22 protein-coding genes are annotated in these 18,505 nt (G+C 58.6%); 20 read left to right on the top strand and 2 right to left on the bottom strand.

The genetic code is table 11. The annotated features are described in order from the left end of the window. Positions 1–119: 119 nt before the first annotated feature. The 20 genes from LZP73_RS01125 to LZP73_RS01030 all read left to right on the top strand — a co-directional run bounded on the left by LZP73_RS01125 (position 120) and on the right by LZP73_RS01030 (position 17,891). The gene (locus tag LZP73_RS01125; RefSeq protein ID WP_234232670.1) at positions 120–719 is read left to right on the top strand and encodes a GNAT family N-acetyltransferase; all 600 of its coding nucleotides are present in this window, start codon (positions 120–122) and stop codon (positions 717–719) included. A gap of 36 nt (positions 720–755) precedes the next feature. Then, positions 756–1,220, top strand: coding sequence for a GNAT family N-acetyltransferase (locus tag LZP73_RS01120; protein ID WP_234232669.1), 465 nt, complete (start codon positions 756–758; stop codon positions 1,218–1,220). A gap of 34 nt (positions 1,221–1,254) precedes the next feature. Next, the gene (locus LZP73_RS01115; protein ID WP_234232668.1) at positions 1,255–1,674 is read left to right on the top strand and encodes a hypothetical protein; all 420 of its coding nucleotides are present in this window, start codon (positions 1,255–1,257) and stop codon (positions 1,672–1,674) included. 240 nt (positions 1,675–1,914) lie between these two features. After that, complete coding sequence (locus tag LZP73_RS01110; protein ID WP_234232667.1) at positions 1,915–2,307, top strand: hypothetical protein; 393 nt, start codon at positions 1,915–1,917, stop codon at positions 2,305–2,307. A gap of 175 nt (positions 2,308–2,482) precedes the next feature. After that, positions 2,483–3,541 (top strand): DUF2157 domain-containing protein, encoded by a 1,059-nt coding sequence (locus tag LZP73_RS01105; protein WP_234232666.1) that lies wholly within the window; start codon positions 2,483–2,485, stop codon positions 3,539–3,541. Further along, complete coding sequence (locus tag LZP73_RS01100; RefSeq protein WP_234232665.1) at positions 3,534–4,673, top strand: DUF4401 domain-containing protein; 1,140 nt, start codon at positions 3,534–3,536, stop codon at positions 4,671–4,673. The genes LZP73_RS01105 and LZP73_RS01100 overlap by 8 nt, the downstream gene beginning before the upstream one ends. Then, a complete protein-coding gene (locus tag LZP73_RS01095) occupies positions 4,666–5,181 on the top strand; it encodes a GDYXXLXY domain-containing protein (protein ID WP_234232664.1) in 516 nt (171 codons plus the stop codon). Before LZP73_RS01100 ends, LZP73_RS01095 begins: the two co-directional genes overlap by 8 nt. 181 nt (positions 5,182–5,362) lie before the next feature. Then, positions 5,363–8,200 carry an ExeM/NucH family extracellular endonuclease gene (locus LZP73_RS01090; RefSeq protein ID WP_442800703.1) on the top strand — a complete coding sequence of 946 codons (2,838 nt, stop codon included), beginning with the start codon at positions 5,363–5,365 and terminating at the stop codon, positions 8,198–8,200. Between the two features lie 318 nt (positions 8,201–8,518). Then, positions 8,519–8,800, top strand: a complete 282-nt coding sequence (locus LZP73_RS01085) for a putative quinol monooxygenase (RefSeq protein WP_234232663.1) — start codon at positions 8,519–8,521, stop codon at positions 8,798–8,800. 74 nt (positions 8,801–8,874) lie between these two features. Further along, complete coding sequence (locus tag LZP73_RS01080) at positions 8,875–9,234, top strand: hypothetical protein (RefSeq protein WP_234232662.1); 360 nt, start codon at positions 8,875–8,877, stop codon at positions 9,232–9,234. A 266-nt stretch (positions 9,235–9,500) separates the two neighbouring features. Continuing rightward, positions 9,501–10,967, top strand: a complete 1,467-nt coding sequence (locus tag LZP73_RS01075; RefSeq protein WP_234232661.1) for a TrkH family potassium uptake protein — start codon at positions 9,501–9,503, stop codon at positions 10,965–10,967. A gap of 24 nt (positions 10,968–10,991) precedes the next feature. Further along, positions 10,992–11,687: a potassium channel family protein gene (locus LZP73_RS01070; RefSeq protein WP_234232660.1), complete on the top strand. Its 696-nt coding sequence runs from the start codon at positions 10,992–10,994 to the stop codon at positions 11,685–11,687. A gap of 121 nt (positions 11,688–11,808) precedes the next feature. Beyond that, on the top strand, positions 11,809–13,188 hold the full coding sequence (gene atpD, locus LZP73_RS01065; protein WP_234232659.1) for a F0F1 ATP synthase subunit beta: 1,380 nt from the start codon (positions 11,809–11,811) through the stop codon (positions 13,186–13,188). Continuing rightward, on the top strand, positions 13,185–13,592 hold the full coding sequence (locus LZP73_RS01060; RefSeq protein ID WP_234232658.1) for a F0F1 ATP synthase subunit epsilon: 408 nt from the start codon (positions 13,185–13,187) through the stop codon (positions 13,590–13,592). Before atpD ends, LZP73_RS01060 begins: the two co-directional genes overlap by 4 nt. Beyond that, entirely contained in the window at positions 13,589–13,864 is a 276-nt protein-coding gene (locus LZP73_RS01055) for an AtpZ/AtpI family protein (RefSeq protein ID WP_234232657.1), read from the top strand. Before LZP73_RS01060 ends, LZP73_RS01055 begins: the two co-directional genes overlap by 4 nt. Beyond that, positions 13,861–14,544, top strand: coding sequence for a F0F1 ATP synthase subunit A (locus LZP73_RS01050; RefSeq protein WP_234232656.1), 684 nt, complete (start codon positions 13,861–13,863; stop codon positions 14,542–14,544). The genes LZP73_RS01055 and LZP73_RS01050 overlap by 4 nt, the downstream gene beginning before the upstream one ends. 19 nt (positions 14,545–14,563) lie before the next feature. Further along, positions 14,564–14,830 carry a F0F1 ATP synthase subunit C gene (locus LZP73_RS01045; RefSeq protein ID WP_234232655.1) on the top strand — a complete coding sequence of 89 codons (267 nt, stop codon included), beginning with the start codon at positions 14,564–14,566 and terminating at the stop codon, positions 14,828–14,830. Between the two features lie 11 nt (positions 14,831–14,841). Next, entirely contained in the window at positions 14,842–15,594 is a 753-nt protein-coding gene (locus LZP73_RS01040; RefSeq protein ID WP_234232654.1) for a F0F1 ATP synthase subunit delta, read from the top strand. Continuing rightward, a complete protein-coding gene (locus LZP73_RS01035; RefSeq protein WP_234232653.1) occupies positions 15,581–17,041 on the top strand; it encodes a F0F1 ATP synthase subunit alpha in 1,461 nt (486 codons plus the stop codon). The genes LZP73_RS01040 and LZP73_RS01035 overlap by 14 nt, the downstream gene beginning before the upstream one ends. Continuing rightward, positions 17,025–17,891 (top strand): F0F1 ATP synthase subunit gamma, encoded by an 867-nt coding sequence (locus tag LZP73_RS01030; protein WP_234232652.1) that lies wholly within the window; start codon positions 17,025–17,027, stop codon positions 17,889–17,891. Before LZP73_RS01035 ends, LZP73_RS01030 begins: the two co-directional genes overlap by 17 nt. Positions 17,892–17,946: 55 nt before the next feature. Here LZP73_RS01030 and LZP73_RS01025 read toward each other — a convergent pair whose 3' ends face one another. Continuing rightward, positions 17,947–18,267: a YdbL family protein gene (locus LZP73_RS01025; protein WP_234232651.1), complete on the bottom strand. Its 321-nt coding sequence runs from the start codon at positions 18,265–18,267 to the stop codon at positions 17,947–17,949. Positions 18,268–18,294: 27 nt separating this feature from the next. Then, entirely contained in the window at positions 18,295–18,486 is a 192-nt protein-coding gene (locus tag LZP73_RS01020; RefSeq protein ID WP_211164282.1) for a YnbE family lipoprotein, read from the bottom strand. Between the last annotated feature and the right edge of the window lie 19 nt (positions 18,487–18,505).

Genomic DNA, 18,505 nt, shown 5'->3' with positions numbered 1-18,505 from the left:
ACCCCGTTGTTACATTTGACCGACCTCCTATCGCAATCCCATGAAAATAATGTTATTTTTTAATCAAAGTTTAATGTTAATCTGATACAAACAGACATCACTGTTTGAGGAGAGATAGCTTGACTGAGATTAATCTTCACGCCTGTTTGTCGGGTGAAAGGGTCGTGTTGGAGCCGTTGACGCTGGAACATACCGCGGCTCTGAGTCTGGCCGCCCGAGACGGCGCCTTGTGGGAACTCTGGTATACCAGCGTGCCGCATCCGGATGAGGTGGCGGCCTATATACAAGAGGCCATGAAATCCGAATCCCTGGGTGAGTCGCTGGCCTTCGCCGTGCGTGACAAGCTTTCGGGCCTGGTGGTCGGTTCGACCCGTATCTGTTCCTGGGATCAAGCCAATCGCCGTCTGGAGCTAGGTTATACCTGGTACGGCAAGAGCGCCCAGCGCAGCGGCATCAACACAGAAACCAAACTCCTGTTGCTCGGTTATGCATTCGAAACCTTGGGCGTCATCGCAGTGGAGTTTCGTACCCACTGGTTCAATCAGGCCTCAAGACAGGCCATAGCCCGCCTCGGCGCCAAGCAGGATGGGGTGCTGAGAAACCATAAGATACTCAAAGATGGCAGCCTCAGGGACACTGTGGTCTTCTCCATTCTGGACTCGGAGTGGCCGGCGGTGAAAGCCAATCTGCAGTTCAGATTGCTGCAACACAAGGAGTAATGTCTCTTACTCCACGACAGAGGGAAGCTTAGATTCATGGCATGGCATATAGCACAGGCAACACCCGGGGATGGCGAAGAGATCGCCGGCCTGTTCAACGAGTACCGCATCTTCTACGGCAAGGCGGACGAGCCGGCGAGGGCGCGGCAGTTCATTGAGATGCGGCTGCAGGAGGCTTCTTCTGTCATTTTCATCGCGACCGACAATCAGGGCTCGGGTTTGGGCTTCGCCCAGCTTTACCCCAGCTTTTCTTCCCTCAAACTCGCACCTATTCTGATCCTCAACGATCTATTCGTGGCTCAGCATGCCCGTTGTGTCGGCATCGGCAGGGCGCTGCTGCAGGCGGTGATCGCCTATGCCGGCCATCATGGGGTTGCCGGCATCATGCTGGAAACCGAGCAGCATAATCTGAGGGCCCAGGGCCTGTATGAGGCCCTGGGGTTTGCGCGCAACGACAAATATTTTGTCTATGAGCTTGATATCGCCTCTGAACTGGCTTAAGTTTTCCGACAATTTGAATCCAGGACATCTCACTATGTTAATACCCAATAAGTTGTCATCTCTCGCCAAGGCGCTGTTGGGCATCAGCGCCTTATTGAGCCTGAGTGTACAGGCGGCAAACGAAGCGGAAACCGCCTTCAGCAACGAATTGATCGAATGCGCCGCCTATTACCAGATCAGCTCAGAAGCCATAGCCGCCATGAATGCACCGCAGATGCAGGCGGTAGGAGAGAGGTTGAAAGCCTCGGCCGCCGATGCCGTTGCCCTGGCGAGCCAGTACCGGCCTGCGGCCGTGGTGACTCAGGCCGTGGCCGATGCCAAAGCGAAACAGATCCAAACCCTGGCAGGGTCCAGCAGCTTGGCCAGCCTCATGGGCCAATACAAAGACAGATGCAAGACAGTGCTTGGCAACCCGGAAAAGCGCCTGGACTACTGGAGCATGGCGACCATGTGATTGGCTTTTCAGCGCCAGTGGTTTCCATATAACTGGCTTTTAAGTGCCAGTGGTTTGAAATAGCAGCTTGAAAAAAGGAGCCCTGGGCTCCTTTTTTTGATTCTGGGTGTAACAAATGCGCCGTTGGCCCTGTCTCTTAGAAAGAGCCTGATGCCGGCCTGCCCCGGCGGGGTTAACAGCCGCTCTGCTGAGTCAAAAATAAGCCACGTCTGTCTCCTGAGGATGGCCAGAGGAAGTGAAATGATCAATGTCTATTTTATCTTGGCGGCCATACTGGCGACGCTGCTGAGCCTGTTGCAGTTGACCGTGGTGAAATCCCGTGTCCTGGCGCCGCTGTTGCAATCCCGGCTCCATGATACTGCCAAGCAGATGCTGCATTGCATGTATCACTGGATTTCGGTTCTGTTCCTCCTGTCGGCACTGGTGCTGTGGGCCTGTGGCCTGGCACTGGTCTCCAGTATGCATGCCTTCGCCTTGGTGCTGTTTCTGGCACTCATCTACGGCATCTTCGTCATCTGGCAGCTTTATCTGCTGCGCCTGAACCGTGCCGAAGACGCCTGGCTGGCCTGGTACCAAGGCATGAGCCTGCTGTTGATCTGCCTCTTGTGTCTTGCGGGTTTATTCATGAGGTAAATGCTGCCGGTTTTTCGGCATGGCAAGTTTGCATCCCAGCCGTAGATCCACTTTCTCCCTTGGCTGTGCTAGCCTGATATCTGGATGCTGATATCAGGGGCTGATAACAGCAACAATTGGCTTAATCTTGGACAGGGAAAGGCATTCTCTCCCTAGTGCTGCAAGGACGACAACCATGGGCAGGTTCATCTCTCATCTCTCACCTCTCATTCATGCATCTGTGCATCTATGGCAATGGCTGGAGCAGGGCAAGCTGCCGGCCGAGCATATCGACCGGGTGCTGGCACTGAGCATTCGACCGCAAACCTCTGCCGGTTGGCGCCGGGGGATCTCGGCCCTGCTGCTGTGGCTGGGAATGCTCTGCATCTGCAGTGCGCTGGTGTTCTTCTTCGCCTATAACTGGCATGCCATGGGGCGCTTCGCCAAGTTTGCCCTGGTGGAAGCCGCTCTCCTGGTGTGTGTCGCCTTGTTTGTCTGGCTGAGCCAGGCTGCCCGTTCCGCCCCTGCCGGGAGCAGCATAGGAACCCAGGGCGCCAAAGTGGCGCTGCTGGGCGCCGCCATACTGGTCGGTGCCTTATTGGCACTGGTGGGGCAAACCTATCAAACGGGGGCCGATCCCTGGCAATTGTTCGCCCTCTGGGCCCTGTGTTTATTGCCCTGGGCCTGGCTCGTCGGCCTGGATCTGCTGTGGTTGCTGATCGCGGCCCTAAGCAATCTGGCGCTGCTGCTCTATTACCATACCTTCGGTGGACTATTTGGCCTGGCGCTGAATGAAGAGCAGTTGCTGTGGGCGCTGACGCTGGTAAATGGCGCCATGCACTTGCTGTTTCTCATTGGTGCCCGCCTGGGGCAAGTGCGCTGCCGTGCGCCGTTAACCGAACGTCTGACGCTCTGCGCCGCCCTGGTGATGCTGAGCTGGCTATGCATCCACGCCTTGTTCCAGCCCCAGGGGCGGGAACTCAATATCCTAGTCTATGCCTTGGTCATAGGCCTGGGATTTGTCTGGTATCGCTTCAAGATTAAACACTTGTATCCTCTGGCCCTCGGCGGCTTCAGTCTGATCACTGTCATCACCGCCTTGCTGATGCGCCTCTTGTTCGAGGATTCGGAACCCGTTGGCGGCGGCTTGGTGCTGGCCATGGTGATGATAGGGGGCAGCACCCTGTTGACCCAATGGCTGAGAAGATTGCAACTTGAGTTCAGTGTGACATTAAGGGAGACGGACCATGACTGAGCCCCAAGCCGGTTACAGCGACAGGGAGAGCGCGGCGCGCCTGTGGCAGGAATTGCTGCAATTGGGCTGGGTCAAAGGGGATGAACCCGAGGTGGCGCCGGCATCTCCCTGGTACCTGGTGTTATTGCTGCTGATCGCCGCCTGGATGGCGGCCTCCTTCCTGCTGGGTTTCATGACCAGCTTGTTGCTCTTGGTGTTGGACGAGATAGACACGGGCGCCACCATCGGCATAGGAAGCTTCTATAGCCTGCTGGGCCTGTGGCTCTATCGCTCGCCCGTCAGCGCCGCGCGGGAATTTGCCTCTCAGCTGGCGTTCGCCATTAACCTGAGTGGTCTGATCGCCTTGGGATGGGGACTGTTCGAGCTGTTGGACATGCACTTGTCTGTGTCTTGGTACGGCGGCATGGCATTGGTTATGGCATTGCATTTTATGCTCATCTCCCACACGCCGCACCAGTTCATCACGGCGCTCGGCCTCTGCGCCTGCGGCACGGGTCTGTTGCAAGAGTACGGCGCGCTGGCATTGGCACCGGCGCTGACCGTCCTCTTGTTGGCCCTGGTGTGGTTAACCCTGAGCCACTGGGGGCTGCAGTACCGTCGGGGACGCGTCCTGGGGTATGGGCTGGCGCTGTGGGTGCTCTTCATCCAACTGCCTTACCTGTTCAATGGCCAAGGGGTAAGCGAGCAGCATGCCCAGGGCATGGATTGGTCGCTGTTGGCGCCGCTGTTGCACCATGACTGGCAGTGGTATTTATCCCTGCTGCTGAGCCTTGGGGTGATCTTGCTGCTGGGCCTCAAGGCCCTGGCGCAACAGGGATTGGGGCTCGGCAGCCGTCAAGGGGCCCTGGTTCTGATGGCCGTTGCCGGGGTGGGGCTACTGTCTGTGCCCATGGCTGGGTTAGCGGCGGCCGTCTGTGTCTTCATCCTTGGGCTCTATTTCAAGGAGAGGGGGCTCATCTGCCTGGCTGTGCTCAGTTGCCTGCTGTTTATCGGCGGCTATTACTACTCGCTGCGGGTCGACTTGATGGAAAAATCCCTCTACCTGGCCGGCTTCGGGGCGGCATTGCTCGGCGCCCGCGGCCTGATGCAGTGGAGCCTGGCCCACAAGACGCCGGGAGGCAACCATGATTGAGCTGGCAGCTTTGAGTGCGGCCGCGGCGAAACGCCTGGGTCTATGGATGTGTGTCAGCACGTTGTTGGTCCTCGCCTCGGTGAACTGGGGCATATACCAGAAGGAGAGGCTGCTGGCCGAAGGTCTGGACGTCAGGTTCGAGCTGGCGCCGGTCGATCCCCGCTCCCTGATGCAGGGCGATTATATGGCGCTCAACTATGCCATGGCCGGCGAGGTCGCTGCCCGGTTGGCCGAGGGGCAGACGGACGGTGTGCTCTTGGTGCGGCTCGATGCCGACGGGGTAGGCCAGTTCGACGGCTTGTACCTGGGCCAGCCGCTGCAACCGGCTCAACTCAAGGTGCAGTTCAGGTTGCGTCATGGCCTGATAAAACTGGCATCCAACGCCTTCTTTTTCGAAGAGGGCCAGGGCAGTCATTTTGCCGTTGCCAAGTTCGGTGAGTTCAAGCTTAAACGGAACGGCGAACTGTTACTCGTCAGTTTGTTGGATGAAAATTTCGTCAAGCTGTGATCTTGTACTTAGACTTGGCGTGCTTTTGGCGGATCATGCTTAAGTTAACAATTGAAACCTATTTGTAACCTCTTTACCCTATAGTGTCGGCTGGTTTTTGGATGAACCAGTGATTAACCAGAGGCAAGTACTTCTGGTTAAAGTAAAAATAATACAATAACGATACTATTTAGGGGTTTTTATGTTAACCAAAGCGAGTCTACTCGTCTTGGCCATGGGTGGCGCGTCCACCCTGGCCCAGGCGGCCGATAATCTGATCATTTCCGAATATGTCGAAGGCAGCAGCAATAACAAGGCCATCGAACTCTACAATCCTACCTCGGCCAGCATAGATCTGAGCCAATACCAGTTGAGCTTCTACTTCAACGGCAACACCCAGGCCGGCAGCAGCATTAGTCTCAGCGGCGTACTGGCGGCCGGCGCCACCTTTGTCATCGCCGACAACGATGCCAGTGCCGACATCCTGGCTGTGGCCGACATGGTCAGCAACGCCAGCTTCTTCAACGGCGACGATGCCATAGTGCTCAGCTCCGGAACCCAGGTCATAGACAGCCTGGGCCGCATAGGGGAAGATCCCGGCAGCGAGTGGGGCGCCGGCGACCTATCTACCCAGGACAACACCCTGCGCCGGAACCCGGCACTCTTGGTGGCCGACACCCAGACAGACGACGAAGTGACCCTCGGCAGCTGGCAGGGCTTCGCCAAGGATGACATCTCAGATCTGGGCAAATTCAGCGCAGACAACACAGATCCAACCGACCCGGACCCAACGCCGGGAACCTTGGTGTGCGGCGAGACTTCGACCCCGATCCACGCCATCCAGGGGGCGACGGATCTCAGCCCGCTCAATGGCCAGACAGTGATTGTCGAAGCCATAGTGGTCAGCAACCAGGAAGCCGGTCTCAAGGGCTTATTCCTGCAGATGGCCGATGCCGAGACAGACGCGGACGCGCACACCTCGGAAGGGGTATTCGTCTACACGGGCAACGCCGCCACCGGCTATCAGCCGGGTGACAGAATACGGCTGCAGGCCAAGGTCACCGAATACCAGGGCCTGACCGAGCTGACCTCTGTGACCGAGCATAGTTTATGCGCCGCCAACCAGGCGCTGCCGACGCCGGCACAGGTTAGCCTGCCGTTTGCCGCGTCCTCCGAGCTCGAGGCTTTCGAAGGCATGGGCGTCAGCTTCAGCCAACCTCTGGTGGTGAACGAAGTCTATAACCTGGGGCGTTACGGTGAAATCAGCCTCGGCAGCCAGCGTCACTTCATGGGGACTCAGGTCGCCAGCCCGGGTGCCGCGGCCCTGGCCGTCAGCGCCGCCAACGCCAGTGACAGCATTCTGCTCGACGATGGCCTGACCGCCCAGAATCCGGATCCTATACGTTATCCGGCACCTGGCCTGAGCGCCGCCAACACTGTGCGTGTCGGTGACAAGATCACAGGTCTTGACGCAGTGATGCACTATGGTTTCGGCAAGTATCGTGTGATGCCGACCGAGACGGTCAACTTCGTCACCGCCAATGCGCGCACCACAGAGCCTGTCATCACAGAGGGCGATCTCAAGGTGGCCAGCTTCAACGTGTTGAATTACTTCAATGGTGATGGCCAGGGAGCGGGTTTCCCGACCGACCGCGGTGCCGATACCCTGAGTGAGTTCAATCGTCAGAAGGCGAAAATTGTCAGTGCCATGGTTGGCATAGGTGCCGATGTCTTCGGCCTGATGGAAATCGAAAATGATGGCTTCGGCGCCAATTCGGCGATTGCCGATCTCGTCGCCGGCCTCAATGCCGTCATAGGCGAAGCGCGTTACAGCTATATAGATCCGGGTGTCGCCGCCATAGGCACGGATGCCATCAGCGTGGGCATCATCTACCGGGCCGACAAAGTCACCCCCAATGGCGCCGCCGCCATCCTCTCCAGCGCCAACTCGCCGCTGGATGAAACCGGCAAGCCCTTGTTTGACGACGGCAAGAACCGTCCGACCCTGACCCAGGCCTTCAGCGTGGCCGGTTCCGAGGAAAGCCTGGTACTGGCGGTCAATCACCTCAAGTCCAAGGGCAGCGACTGCGCCGCACTCGGGGATCCGGATGTCAACGACGGTCAGGGCAACTGTAACCAGACCCGTAGCCGCGCCGCCAAGGCCGCCGGGATCTGGTTGGCAGAGCAGTATCCAGAGCAGGGCGTGCTGATCATCGGCGATCTCAACTCCTACGCCAAGGAAGATCCGCTGACCGCCTTCAAACAGGCGGGCTTCACCGAACTGTTCGAGCACCTGAATAAGGTCGATGCCTATTCCTACGTGTTCTCCGGCGAATCGGGCCAGTTGGATCACGCCCTTGCCAGCGGTGACTTGGTGGACAAGATAGTCGATGTCACCGAATGGCATATCAACACCGACGAGCCACGCATCCTGGATTACAACGAGGAGTTCAAGTCGGCGCAGCAGTTGACAGACTTGTACGCTACCGATGCGTATCGCTCATCGGATCACGACCCTGTGGTGATCTCCCTGGCACTGGCGCCCGCCAAAGTGGCACCCGTGGCTAGCTTCAGCCTGACGCAGGAAGGGGGAACCGTCACTCTGGCATCGACCTCTAGCGACGCCGATGGCGAGCTGGTCGACTTCCTCTGGGACCTGGGTGACGGCACTGTCGCCACGACGCCGACCCTGAGCCATAGCTACGCCGCCTCCGGTGACTATCAGCTGACCCTGACGGTGACGGACAACGATGGCCTGAGCCATAGCGTGTCCCAGAGCATCAGCGTGGAGGTCGCGCCGCAGCAGCAGGCCCCAGTGGCGCAAATCCAGCACATCAACCTCTGGCTGGTCGACATGTTCATCTCGACCAGCTATGACGAAGATGGCTACCTCAAGAAACAAAAATGGACCTTCAACGACGGTCGCCGTGCCAACGGCGCTATCGTGTGGCGCTTCGCCAAGCGCGGCCTGAACCGGGTCGAGCTGATGGTCAAAGATAACGACGGCCTGACAGACACGGCAGAACTCAGCTTCCGCTAGTCGCCCCGTGTCGGCGCGCTAAGCTGCGTCCGACAGTCATGGATTAAAAAAGCCCGCTATGCGGGCTTTTTCATTGCCGCCATGGGCTTGATTGGGGAGTCCTGTATCCAGAGGTCATGGAACTCGTTTACTGCCGAGCATGACGGCCTGGCATGGCGCGCAGATATTTGGCCTCGAGTCTTATTTTTTATCTCAGTGCTTGAGAAGACAATTAAATACCAGTAGCTTAGGGCGAACAATCCGGGCCGTTCAGTTCGAGCTATGGCGACCGGGCAGGTGAGGCAGTGAGCCCATAGGCACAATCATAAAGGAAAGAGAATGACCATTACACGCATCAATGAATTTGTCGCCGCCGAGGGTAAAGCGGAAGAACTCTTTGCTTTTCTCAAGTCACTCATCCCTCATATCTCTTCCTCCGAGGGCTGTGAACTGTGTGAAGTGTTGCAAAGCGCCGACGATAAAAACCGCTTTGTGGTGCTAGAGAAATGGCTTTCCGTCGAGTCCCACACGCAATCCGTGGCAAACTTTCCCAAGGAACAGATGCAAGCCGCCATGCCGCTCTTCGGTGCACCACCCAAGGGATGTTTCTACCAGGGATGACAGGCTTTAAGCGGCTGGGATTGCCTCAGTGCGTGATATTTACGTTGCCGGGTATTGGGTATCGAGGAAAGCCAGTGAAAAATTATCTGTTGGTGAAGCAGCTGTATCTGGTGTTCTGGCTGGCGCTGTTGCTTGTGGTTGCCTTGTATCATTTTGGCCTGGATACCAAGGCTTTTTCTGCCAGTTATCTCTTCTTGCTGTGCGGCCTGGGCCTGGTGTTATTGGCCGCCAATATTAAATTGCATAGGCAGGCGCTGGCGTCTGGCCTGGCGGTGAATACCATGGGAGTCAAGGCTACCCTGCTTTCCTGTTTATTCCTGACACCGCTGGAGGCGGTCATCGTCTTACCGGCCATTAATTTGCTGAGATTGAAGGGTAAATTTTCTGTTGAACCTCTGCTTGCTGCTCGCCGTACCCCAGCGAAGGCAACTTAGGGCGGTTTAGCATTCGTGAGCCTTGGGGATGAATAATTCCCTACAGGTCCTCCTTATGCTGCCATAGCCATTAGAGTCCATTGTATCGGGCCCCATGCTGTCAATCCTTCCCCAGAAACCCCTATATTGTGTGGCTGCAATAATGTCTTGTGCATCTTGTCGGGCTTAAGCAGAGCAGGGTCGCCATCTGAAGCTACCCCGGGCCCATACCCATGACGCCTGCCGCTGCTACACTCCTTGTAACTGAGGCAAGAATTGGCCAAGGCATGAGTGACAAGGAAGGATTCAAATCCCTGCTCTATGCGGCGCGTTTTACCGTGCTGGCCCGCATGGGCGGCCGGCTGGCGCTGCTACTTGCCTGGCTGTGCCTGCCACCGCTGCTGGTGGCGCTGTGGTTCGCCGAATATGCCTATCTGCCGACGTTTGCGGCCGTTATCCTGTTGTTATTGTTGTTGGCATGGCTGTCGAGGCGCTTGCCCGATCCGAGACAGTTTATGCGCAGCGAAGGTTTTGTTCTCACCAGTGCGGCGTTTGTGCTGACTCCCTTGCTGATGACGCTGGCGCTTTGGCCCAGTGGCCTGGAGTGGCAGGATCTTATTCTGGAAACCGTGTCTGCAGTCACGACCACTGGCCTGAGCACGCTGCAGTCAGTGGCCGAGGCGGACAGGACGTTTTTGTTCACCCGCGCCTGGATGCAATGGTATGGCGGGCTGGGCATAGTGGTGCTGTCTGTGGTGTTTCTGATGCCGCGCACCGTGGCGGCGTATCAGTTGCTCGAGGTGCCGGAAGGCCAGGACATGGTGCTGACGGTCAAGGTGTATGCCCGCCGCATCTTGCACATCTATCTGTTGCTGACCCTGGTGGCCATACTGGTCTGCTGGCTGTGTTTCGGGGATTTATTCAACGGGCTGCTGCATGGCCTCAGCGCGATCTCCACCGGCGGTTTTTCTTCCCGGGACGACAGCCTGGCCGGTCTGGCCTTCAGCGGCCAGTTGGGCGTGATGCTGATGGGGATGAGCGGCGCGGTTTCGCTGGCCATTTACCTGCGCATACAACAGCGTGCCTGGCATGCCATAGGACAGAATCAGGAATTGCGCCTGTTTCTGTGGCTGACGCTGCTGGTTTGCGCTGTCTTGGTGTGGCTGGAGCTTGCCGGTCCCTCGTCCGGCCAGCCTGGCGACTGGCGACACGGAGTGATCCTGGGGCTGTCGGCATTGAGCACCACGGGTTTCAGCAACACTGAGGTGGCGAGCCTGGGGGAGGCAGGTAAACTTGTACTGATCTTTGCCATGTTTCTCGGCGGCTGCCTGGGATCCACCGCCGGCGGTTGCAAGATGTTCCGCCTGCTGCTGTTATGGCGTTTGCTGCTGACCAGTTTGCGGCGGACCTGCGCCGCCCCCCATGCTGTGATTGAGCCTCGGCTACAGGGCAAGGTACTGAACCAGGAGCAGTTGCAGCAGGCCATGCTCAGCATAGGCCTGCTTGCCGTCCTGTGCCTGCCGAGCTGGCTGGCCTTTCTCTGTTACGGTTATGAGCCGCTCGATGCGCTGTTCGAGGTCGTCTCCGCCGTGGGCACAGTGGGCTTATCGACCGGCATCACGGCCTCGCAACTGCCCTGGCTGCTCAAGGCCGTGCTCTGTGTCGATATGATTGCCGGCCGGCTGGAAGTGCTGGCATTGCTGTGCCTGTTTTATCCGGGAGTGTGGCTGGGGCGCAGGTATGCACTCGATTGACGCTGTAGAACTGGAGTCCTGTTTATGAGAATCGTCTTCATAGGCGCATCCCGCCTGACCATGCACACCGCCCGCCAGCTGCTGAGCCTGGAGCATGATGTGGTGATCATCGAAAGAGACAAGGACATGGTCGAGAACGTGCTCGAGTCACTGGGCTGCGGTGTTATCCACGGTGATGGCAGCAAGCCGCAGATCCTGCAGGAGGCCGGCCCGGATGTCGCAGACTACCTGTTTTGTGTCACCAACAACGATCAAACCAACATCATCGCCAGTCTGGTAGGCCGCTCCATAGGCTTTCGCCAGGTGGTGACCCGCATCGACGATCCCGAGTTCGAACACATCTGCATCGAGCTGGGACTGGAAAATACCATCATCCCCAGCCGCACCATCAGCCGCTATCTGGCCGCGATAGTGCAGGGGCAAAAACCCATATCCATGTCGGCTCTGCTCAAGAATGACGCCGCCTTGTTCTCCTTTGTGGTGAGCGCCCAGGACGCTGTGCCGGTCAAGGGGCTGAAATTGCCCGACGGTTGTCGGCTGATGTTTTTGTATCGGCGAGACAAGTTTATTCTCGTCGATGAGGAGACTCAGCTCAAAGAAGATGATGAGGCGGTGATAGTGTGTCATAGCAACAGGTTGGGTCAGCTGCGCAGCCGCTGGTTGCATACGGATCTGGGTAAGGATGCCTTGCGGCTCAATGGGGTTGAGCCTGGGGACTGATGGGGCCTTCCCAGGCGCCTATGCCGCCTGTGGTGGCTCAGTGGCGGCCTGCGGGGAAAAATTTTCATGACCCGTGTTTATGTGATTATGCTTAAAGGAGCATTTTCCCAAGGAATGAATCATGCCGGTGATAGCGGAGGAGCAAACGGCCATAGGCCATATAGATGCCATCCACGGCCCTGTGGTGGATGTGTTGACGGCCTATCTGCCACCCATCAATCAGGCTTTGCTGGTCAAAACCGATGGCGAGGGGGTGATGCTGGAGGTCTACCAGCATCTGGATCCGCACAGGATCCGCACCATAGCCCTGCACAGCAGCGCCGGTCTGGCCAGGGGAATGCCAGTCATGGACTGCGGCGCGCCGCTGCATGTGCCTGTGGCACCCGAGTGTCTGGGGCGGATGCTGAATGTGTTTGGCGCGCCACTGGATGCCTTGCCGCCGTTTGAGCCGCAGCAATATTGCAATATTCTCACCCCGCCGCCGCCACTGAAAGACACAGTGGCGGCCAAGGACATATTGACCACGGGCATCAAGGTGATCGATCTCTTGTGTCCCTTCGTCAAGGGCGGCAAGACTGGCCTGTTTGGCGGTGCCGGGGTCGGCAAGACTGTGCTGATGATGGAGTTCATGCATGCGGTGAGCGCGCTGCACCAGGGCGTATCCGTGTTTGCCGGGGTTGGGGAACGCATCCGCGAGGGACACGAGCTCTGGCATGAGATGAAAGATGCCGGGGTATTGTCCCGTACTTTGATGGTCTATGGCCAGATGGATGAATCCCCAGGGGTGCGTTTTCATGTCGGCTTTACCGCCCTGAGCTATGCCGAGTATCTGCGCGATTCGCTGCACCGGGAAGTGTTGTTCCTGATGGACAACATGTTTCGCTTCGTCCAGGCGGGCAGTGAGATCTCGGGTCTGCTGGGCAGGATGCCGGCCACAGTCGGTTATCAGCCGACACTGGTGTCCGAAGTAGCGGCGTTGGAGGAGCGGATCCTGTCGACCCGCGCCGGCTCCATCACTTCGGTGCAGGCCGTCTATGTACCGGCGGATGACATGTCTGATCCCGCCGTCAGCACCATAATGAATCATCTGGACACCAGTGTGATCCTGTCCCGCAGTCAAGCCGTCAAGGGGATCTACCCGTCGGTGGACCCCTTGAAGTCCAGCAGTCGCATGCTGGATAAACAGCTGCTGGGCGAGCGCCACTATCGTATCGCCATGGCGGTGCGCGAGCATCTGGCCCGCTATCAGGAGCTGGAGGACATCATTACCATATTGGGGATTGAGGAGTTATCGACCCAGGATCGCAACATAGTCGATCGGGCACGCAAGCTGCAGCGCTACCTGACCCAACCTTTTGCCGTGGTGGCCGAACACACGGGCATCGCCGGGGTCAGTGTGCCGGTGGAGCAGATGCTCGGCGATTGTGAAGGCTTTCTGGAGGGACGGTTCGACAGTCTGAGCGAAGCCGACTGTTACATGCGCGGGAGCATGGCAGGATGAAGGCCTTTCAGTTGCGGCTTGAGGGACCGACCCAGGGCTATGGGAATGACAGCGTCGGCAGCTTTGTCGGCCATGACGCCAGCGGCAGCTTCTGTGTTTACGCCCACCACGAGACCCTGGTGACTTGTCTGCGTCCCGGCATCGCCCGCTTTTGTGATGTCGGCGGCAAGTGGCATTACCTGGCTCAGCCGGGAGCCGTGCTGTTGATGACACAGAACTGCCTGCGGCTGTGTTGCAGCCAGTTCGTGCTGGCCGACAGCCGTGAACAGCTGCTGCCATACCTGGATGCCCAGTGGCAGGCGGCCGAGCAGGATCTGCTTCAGGCCAGGCGCAGCATAGCTCAAGTCGAGCAGGCCTTGGCACGCAAGCTATTGGCCATCAACCAGCGGCATGAAGCATTATGATGAAACACCAGGACTACCGCCAATCGGTACAGAAGGACAATGACAGACACGAACGGGCCAAACGACAGAAGAACGGTTTATTTGGCCTGCTGCTGTACGGTGGCACCCTGGGTTTGCTGCTGGTGGTGCCCATGGTGGCCGGCGCCTATCTGGGCCGCTGGCTCGATGCCATGAGTCCGGTTTTCCAAACCCGCTGGACCGTCAGCCTGATCCTGCTCGGCATCGCACTTGGGGTGTGGAATGTGATCTGGTATTTGAGGCAGCACCCATGAACGAGCAGTCTGTGCATTTGTTGCCTTGGCTGGCAATCCAGGGGGCTGTGCTCACCACTTGGGGACTGATGCTGCTGTTGCTGCTGCTGAGCCTGTTTCTGCGCCATAAGCTGCAGCAGGGGGACAATCCCTGGCGCACCCTGTGCGAGACTGTCTATCAGATGATGGAGAATACGGTAAGGGACATAAGCCCGGATAGCTATCGGCAGATCACCCCCTTCATAGCGTCATTATGGGTCTTTCTTATTCTTGCCAACCTGACTGGGCTGATCCCGGGCCTGCATTCACCCACCGCCGACCTGTCGGTGACCGCGGCACTGGCCATGCTGGTATTTGGCTCGGTGCATTGGTTCGGCATTCGCCGCCTTGGCCTGAGCGCCTATCTGCGCCATTACCTGTCCCCCAGTCCGATACTGCTGCCTTTTCATCTGCTCAGCGAGGTGACCCGCACCCTGGCACTGGCGCTCAGGTTATTCGGCAACATCATGAGCATGGAGATGGCGGCATTGCTGGTGCTGGTGGTGGCGGGGTTTCTCGCGCCTATTCCCCTGCTGATGCTGCACATCATAGAGGCCTTGGTGCAGGCATATATCTTCGGTTTGCTGGCGTTGCTGTACATAGGCAGCGGTCTGCAGGGGCAAGGGTCTGCCGTGGCGGCCGACCACAAGCAAGAGCCATGAATACAGAGGGAGTCTCAGTATGACAGACATGCATTTATTCAGTGTTGTTTCCACCCTGGTGGCGGCGTTGGCGATAGCCCTTGGGGTGATGTTGCCGGCATTGGCCATGGGCAGGGCCATCAGCAGTGCCCTGGATGCCCTGGCCAGACAGCCGGAAGCGGAGAAGAGCATCAATAGGACGCTGTTTATCGGTTTGGCGATGATCGAGTCGCTGGCTATCTATGTGCTGGTGGTGGTGCTGATCATCCTGTTCCGCAATCCACTGCTCGAATACATGCAACACTGAGACCCATAGCTATGTCATTGGATCCCATTACCTTTGGCCTCGAGGTGCTCAATTTCCTGGTGTTGCTGTGGATCTTGCACCATTTCCTCTATCGGCCAATTCAGGCCGCGATCGCCAAACGTCAGCAGCAGCTGACCCAGGCGCAGCAGGCGGCGACCTTGCGCGAGCAACAGGCCGCCGCCTTGGTGCAGCAATACCGGCAGCAGCTGCAACTGTGGGACAGCGAACAGGCCGAGCGCCGCTCTGCGCTGCAACAGGCACTGCAACAGGAGAAGCAGCTGGCCATGACCCAGGTGCAACAGGCCGCAGACACAGAGCGGACAAGGCTCCAGACGCTGATGCAGCAAGACAGCGCCAAGCTCAGAAAGACACTCGAGCAGCAGGGGGCCCAGGCCGCGCTGGCCCTGTGTGCCGAACTGCTGCAGCGTCTGGCAGGCAGTGCGCTGGACCAGGCCTTGCTTGACATGCTGCTGGCGGATTTGCACCAGTTGCCTGCGGCCGAGCAACAGGCGCTGCGCACTGCATTCGGGCAACTGCAGGGACCTGTCGCTGTCAGTTGTGCCCATACGCTGACGCCGGCGCAGCAGCAATCACTGACCCAGGCGCTGACGGCGCTGCTGGGGCAGGCGTGCACGCCTGAACTCCATATCGATGCCGGCTTGATTGGCGGTTTTCGCATCGACATAGGGGCCCAGGTGCTGCATGCCAACCTCAGGGATGAACTGGCTTTCTTTCGCTCAGGACTGAGTCATGTCGGCCACTAGTCCGCCCCTGTTTCGCCTCGGTCCGGGTTACCGGCTGCACACCCGTGTCAGCGAGCAGGGCACAGTGATAAGTGTCGGTGACGGCATCGTCTGGATCCGCGGATTACCCTCGGCGATGATGGACGAGGTGCTGCATCTGGAAGACGGCAGCACGGCACTGGTATTCATGCTCGAGCCCCAGCGTCTGGGGGCCGTACTGCTGATGCAGGCCTCGGGACTGGCCTCGGGCACCTTGGCTCACCGTTCGGGTCGCAGGCTGGAAATCAGTGTCGGCGATGGCGTGCTGGGGCGGATACTCGATCCCCTGGGACAGCCGCTCGATGGCGAGCCGCCAGCCGAGATCTGGCACTACCGGCGGCTGGAGGCGCCTTCGCCGCCGATCATGGCGAGGGATTTTGTCAATCAGCCTCTCTATACCGGCAACAGGGTCATAGACAGCCTGATCCCCATAGGCAAGGGCCAGCGGCAGTTGCTGATAGGCGACAGCAGTGTCGGCAAGAGTTCGCTGGCCATAGACGCCATCTTGCGTCAGCGGGGGGAAGGGGTCCGCTGTATCTATGTTGCCATAGGCCAGACCCGCAGCAGCGTGGCCAGCGTGGCTGACATCCTCAGGCGTGAGGGCGCGCTGGCGTACAGCTGCCTGATGGTGGCCGAGGCCAACGCCTTGCCCGGTTGCCGCTACCTGGCGCCCTTCGCCGGCTGTGCGATCGCCGAGGGCTGGATGGCCCAGGGGCTGGACACGCTGATCATTTACGACGACCTCAGTCAGCACGCCCAGTCCTACCGTGAACTGTCGCTGCTGCTGCACCGGCCACCGGGGCGAGAGGCGTATCCCGGGGATATTTTCTATTTGCATTCCAGGTTGCTGGAACGCTCGGCCGTGTTGTCGGCGCAAGGGGGCGGCGGCTCCATGACGGCGCTGCCCATCATCACCACCAAGCAAGGGGAGATTGCCTCCTATATTCCCACCAACCTGATTTCCATCACGGATGGGCAGATCTATCTGGATCAGAAACTGTTCGCCGCCGGTGTGCTGCCGCCCATAGATGTGACCCGCTCCGTGTCACGCATCGGCGGCAAAGCCCAGCACCCGGCCATCAAGACTGAAGCCGGCCGCATTCGCCTGGATTACCTGCAATTTCTGGAATTGGAAGCCTTCACCCGTTTTGGCACCAAGCTGGAGCCGGCCATGGAGCAAAAGCTGGCCCGTGGCCGGCTGCTGCGGGCGATCTTTTCCCAGGACAGGCTGAGTCCAGTGTCGGCCGAGGCCCAGTTGTGCTGGTTGATAGCCTACAATGAGCAGCTGCTGGATGTCAGTCGGCTGCCGGCGCAGTTGGCGCTGTTGACCCAGCAGAGTCTGGCCTGTGGCCTGACGCTCGCCGACGAGCGTCGGCTATGGCTGCAGCGGCTCAAACAATGGTTGAATGCCGATGAGCCAACAGAGTGAGCTGCGCTACCGCCTGGGGTTATACCGGGAGCTGGATGACATAGTCGGCAGCATGCGCAACCTGGCCAGAATGGAGCTTATCCGTCTCAAGAAGGCGGTGAATCATCAACAACAGGTCTATGAAGCCTGCCTGCAGGCGTTGTCGCTGGTGGCGCATTTTCACCCAGGACTGGCCGCCGGCACCCATGGCACAGTTCTCAACAGCCGCGATACACAGAGTATCGAGCCGGGCGCAGTCGGCCGGCCTGTGCTGCTGATCCTGGGTTCTGAGCGGGGCTTTTGTGCCGGTTTCAACGAACAGCTGGTGCGGGCCTATGAGACAGAGGCAGTGAGTGACTGGCGGATCTGCACTGTTGGAAGCCGATTGGGGCGGCGTCTTGGCGGCACCGAGCCCGGACTGGTGCTGGCGGGGCCAGGCACGCTCGATGAGGTGGCAGACTGTGCCCAGCAGGTGCTGACAAGCCTGTTGGCTGCGCCCAGACCTGCGGCAATAAGCCTGTTGTGCCAGAGCCAGCAAGGAATAGGGCGGCAACGGCTTTACCCTGTGCAGCCGCAAATGCTGCCACGGCCACCGGCATCGCTGCAACTGCAGCTGCCTGCCGGCGACTTGTACCGAGAGTTGCAATGGCATTGCCTGCAGCAGGGCATGGTGCAGCATATGCTGACTTCCCTGCTGATGGAGAACCATCAGCGGCTGGAGCAGATGGAGCGGGCCAAGTCCCATCTGGAAGAACTCAGCCAGGGCATGCAGTTGGATCTCAACCGCTTGCGGCAACAGGAAATCATCGAGGAAATTGAGGTGCTGTTTGCCGAACCCGGGATTGGCCTCGACTGGCCGCCAACCGACTGAGGACAGCCATGAATAACCCGCAGCTGCGGGTTTCAGGTTATAGGTAATATCTGGGTCAGCGTTTTATCCACTTGCCGCTGGCATCCTGGACATAATTGCCCTTGCCACTGGCGTTGATGGCTTTCTCGCCGGCCAGTCTGGCGACATCGTCGATTGAGATCTTGTTCTTCTTGGCGATGATCTCGTAGTGGGCCCGGCGTTTGGCGTTGACCTCGTCCATCACAGCCTTGGCTTCACTGTTGGCCTGGACCAGGCCGAGGTAACCGTTGAGCTGCTCACCCAGATAGCCCATGGCCTTGGCTTCCTGCAGTGACATGGCGAAGGCATTCAGGCTCAGCAACAAACCCGCAGCGAGTAATAATAATCTTGATTTCATCTGTGACTCCTCAATCCGATACCTGTATCAAAAAAGTTGCTCGTTGCTCAGTAACTCGTCGAGTTCTTTATCTACCTTGATCTTTATCTCGTGCTCAATCTTGACGTTCAGGTTGATCACTATCGGTTTGTCCGGTGGCTCGAGTTTGACCGTAGGCGTGCAGCCGGGCAGGAGCGAGAGGGCGAACAGGGCACCCAGACTGAGGCGTTGAAATGGCATTGTCTTCACTGACGTTTCC

Source organism: Shewanella sp. AS16 (assembly GCF_021412365.1).
Taxonomy (GTDB): domain Bacteria; phylum Pseudomonadota; class Gammaproteobacteria; order Enterobacterales; family Shewanellaceae; genus Shewanella; species Shewanella salipaludis.
Note: the sequence above shows the minus strand (reverse complement) of the source record. Positions and strands in the feature narration are given on the sequence as shown.

Coding starts and splice junctions, on each gene's coding strand:
- LZP73_RS01120 (WP_234232669.1), top strand. CDS start 756: ATGGCATGGCATATAGCACAGGCAACACCCGGGGATGGCGAAGAGATC.
- LZP73_RS01115 (WP_234232668.1), top strand. CDS start 1,255: ATGTTAATACCCAATAAGTTGTCATCTCTCGCCAAGGCGCTGTTGGGC.
- LZP73_RS01110 (WP_234232667.1), top strand. CDS start 1,915: ATGATCAATGTCTATTTTATCTTGGCGGCCATACTGGCGACGCTGCTG.
- LZP73_RS01105 (WP_234232666.1), top strand. CDS start 2,483: ATGGGCAGGTTCATCTCTCATCTCTCACCTCTCATTCATGCATCTGTG.
- LZP73_RS01100 (WP_234232665.1), top strand. CDS start 3,534: ATGACTGAGCCCCAAGCCGGTTACAGCGACAGGGAGAGCGCGGCGCGC.
- LZP73_RS01095 (WP_234232664.1), top strand. CDS start 4,666: ATGATTGAGCTGGCAGCTTTGAGTGCGGCCGCGGCGAAACGCCTGGGT.
- LZP73_RS01090 (WP_442800703.1), top strand. CDS start 5,363: ATGTTAACCAAAGCGAGTCTACTCGTCTTGGCCATGGGTGGCGCGTCC.
- LZP73_RS01085 (WP_234232663.1), top strand. CDS start 8,519: ATGACCATTACACGCATCAATGAATTTGTCGCCGCCGAGGGTAAAGCG.
- LZP73_RS01075 (WP_234232661.1), top strand. CDS start 9,501: ATGAGTGACAAGGAAGGATTCAAATCCCTGCTCTATGCGGCGCGTTTT.
- LZP73_RS01070 (WP_234232660.1), top strand. CDS start 10,992: ATGAGAATCGTCTTCATAGGCGCATCCCGCCTGACCATGCACACCGCC.
- atpD (WP_234232659.1), top strand. CDS start 11,809: ATGCCGGTGATAGCGGAGGAGCAAACGGCCATAGGCCATATAGATGCC.
- LZP73_RS01060 (WP_234232658.1), top strand. CDS start 13,185: ATGAAGGCCTTTCAGTTGCGGCTTGAGGGACCGACCCAGGGCTATGGG.
- LZP73_RS01055 (WP_234232657.1), top strand. CDS start 13,589: ATGATGAAACACCAGGACTACCGCCAATCGGTACAGAAGGACAATGAC.
- LZP73_RS01050 (WP_234232656.1), top strand. CDS start 13,861: ATGAACGAGCAGTCTGTGCATTTGTTGCCTTGGCTGGCAATCCAGGGG.
- LZP73_RS01045 (WP_234232655.1), top strand. CDS start 14,564: ATGACAGACATGCATTTATTCAGTGTTGTTTCCACCCTGGTGGCGGCG.
- LZP73_RS01040 (WP_234232654.1), top strand. CDS start 14,842: ATGTCATTGGATCCCATTACCTTTGGCCTCGAGGTGCTCAATTTCCTG.
- LZP73_RS01035 (WP_234232653.1), top strand. CDS start 15,581: ATGTCGGCCACTAGTCCGCCCCTGTTTCGCCTCGGTCCGGGTTACCGG.
- LZP73_RS01030 (WP_234232652.1), top strand. CDS start 17,025: ATGAGCCAACAGAGTGAGCTGCGCTACCGCCTGGGGTTATACCGGGAG.
- LZP73_RS01025 (WP_234232651.1), bottom strand. CDS start 18,267: ATGAAATCAAGATTATTATTACTCGCTGCGGGTTTGTTGCTGAGCCTG.
- LZP73_RS01020 (WP_211164282.1), bottom strand. CDS start 18,486: ATGCCATTTCAACGCCTCAGTCTGGGTGCCCTGTTCGCCCTCTCGCTC.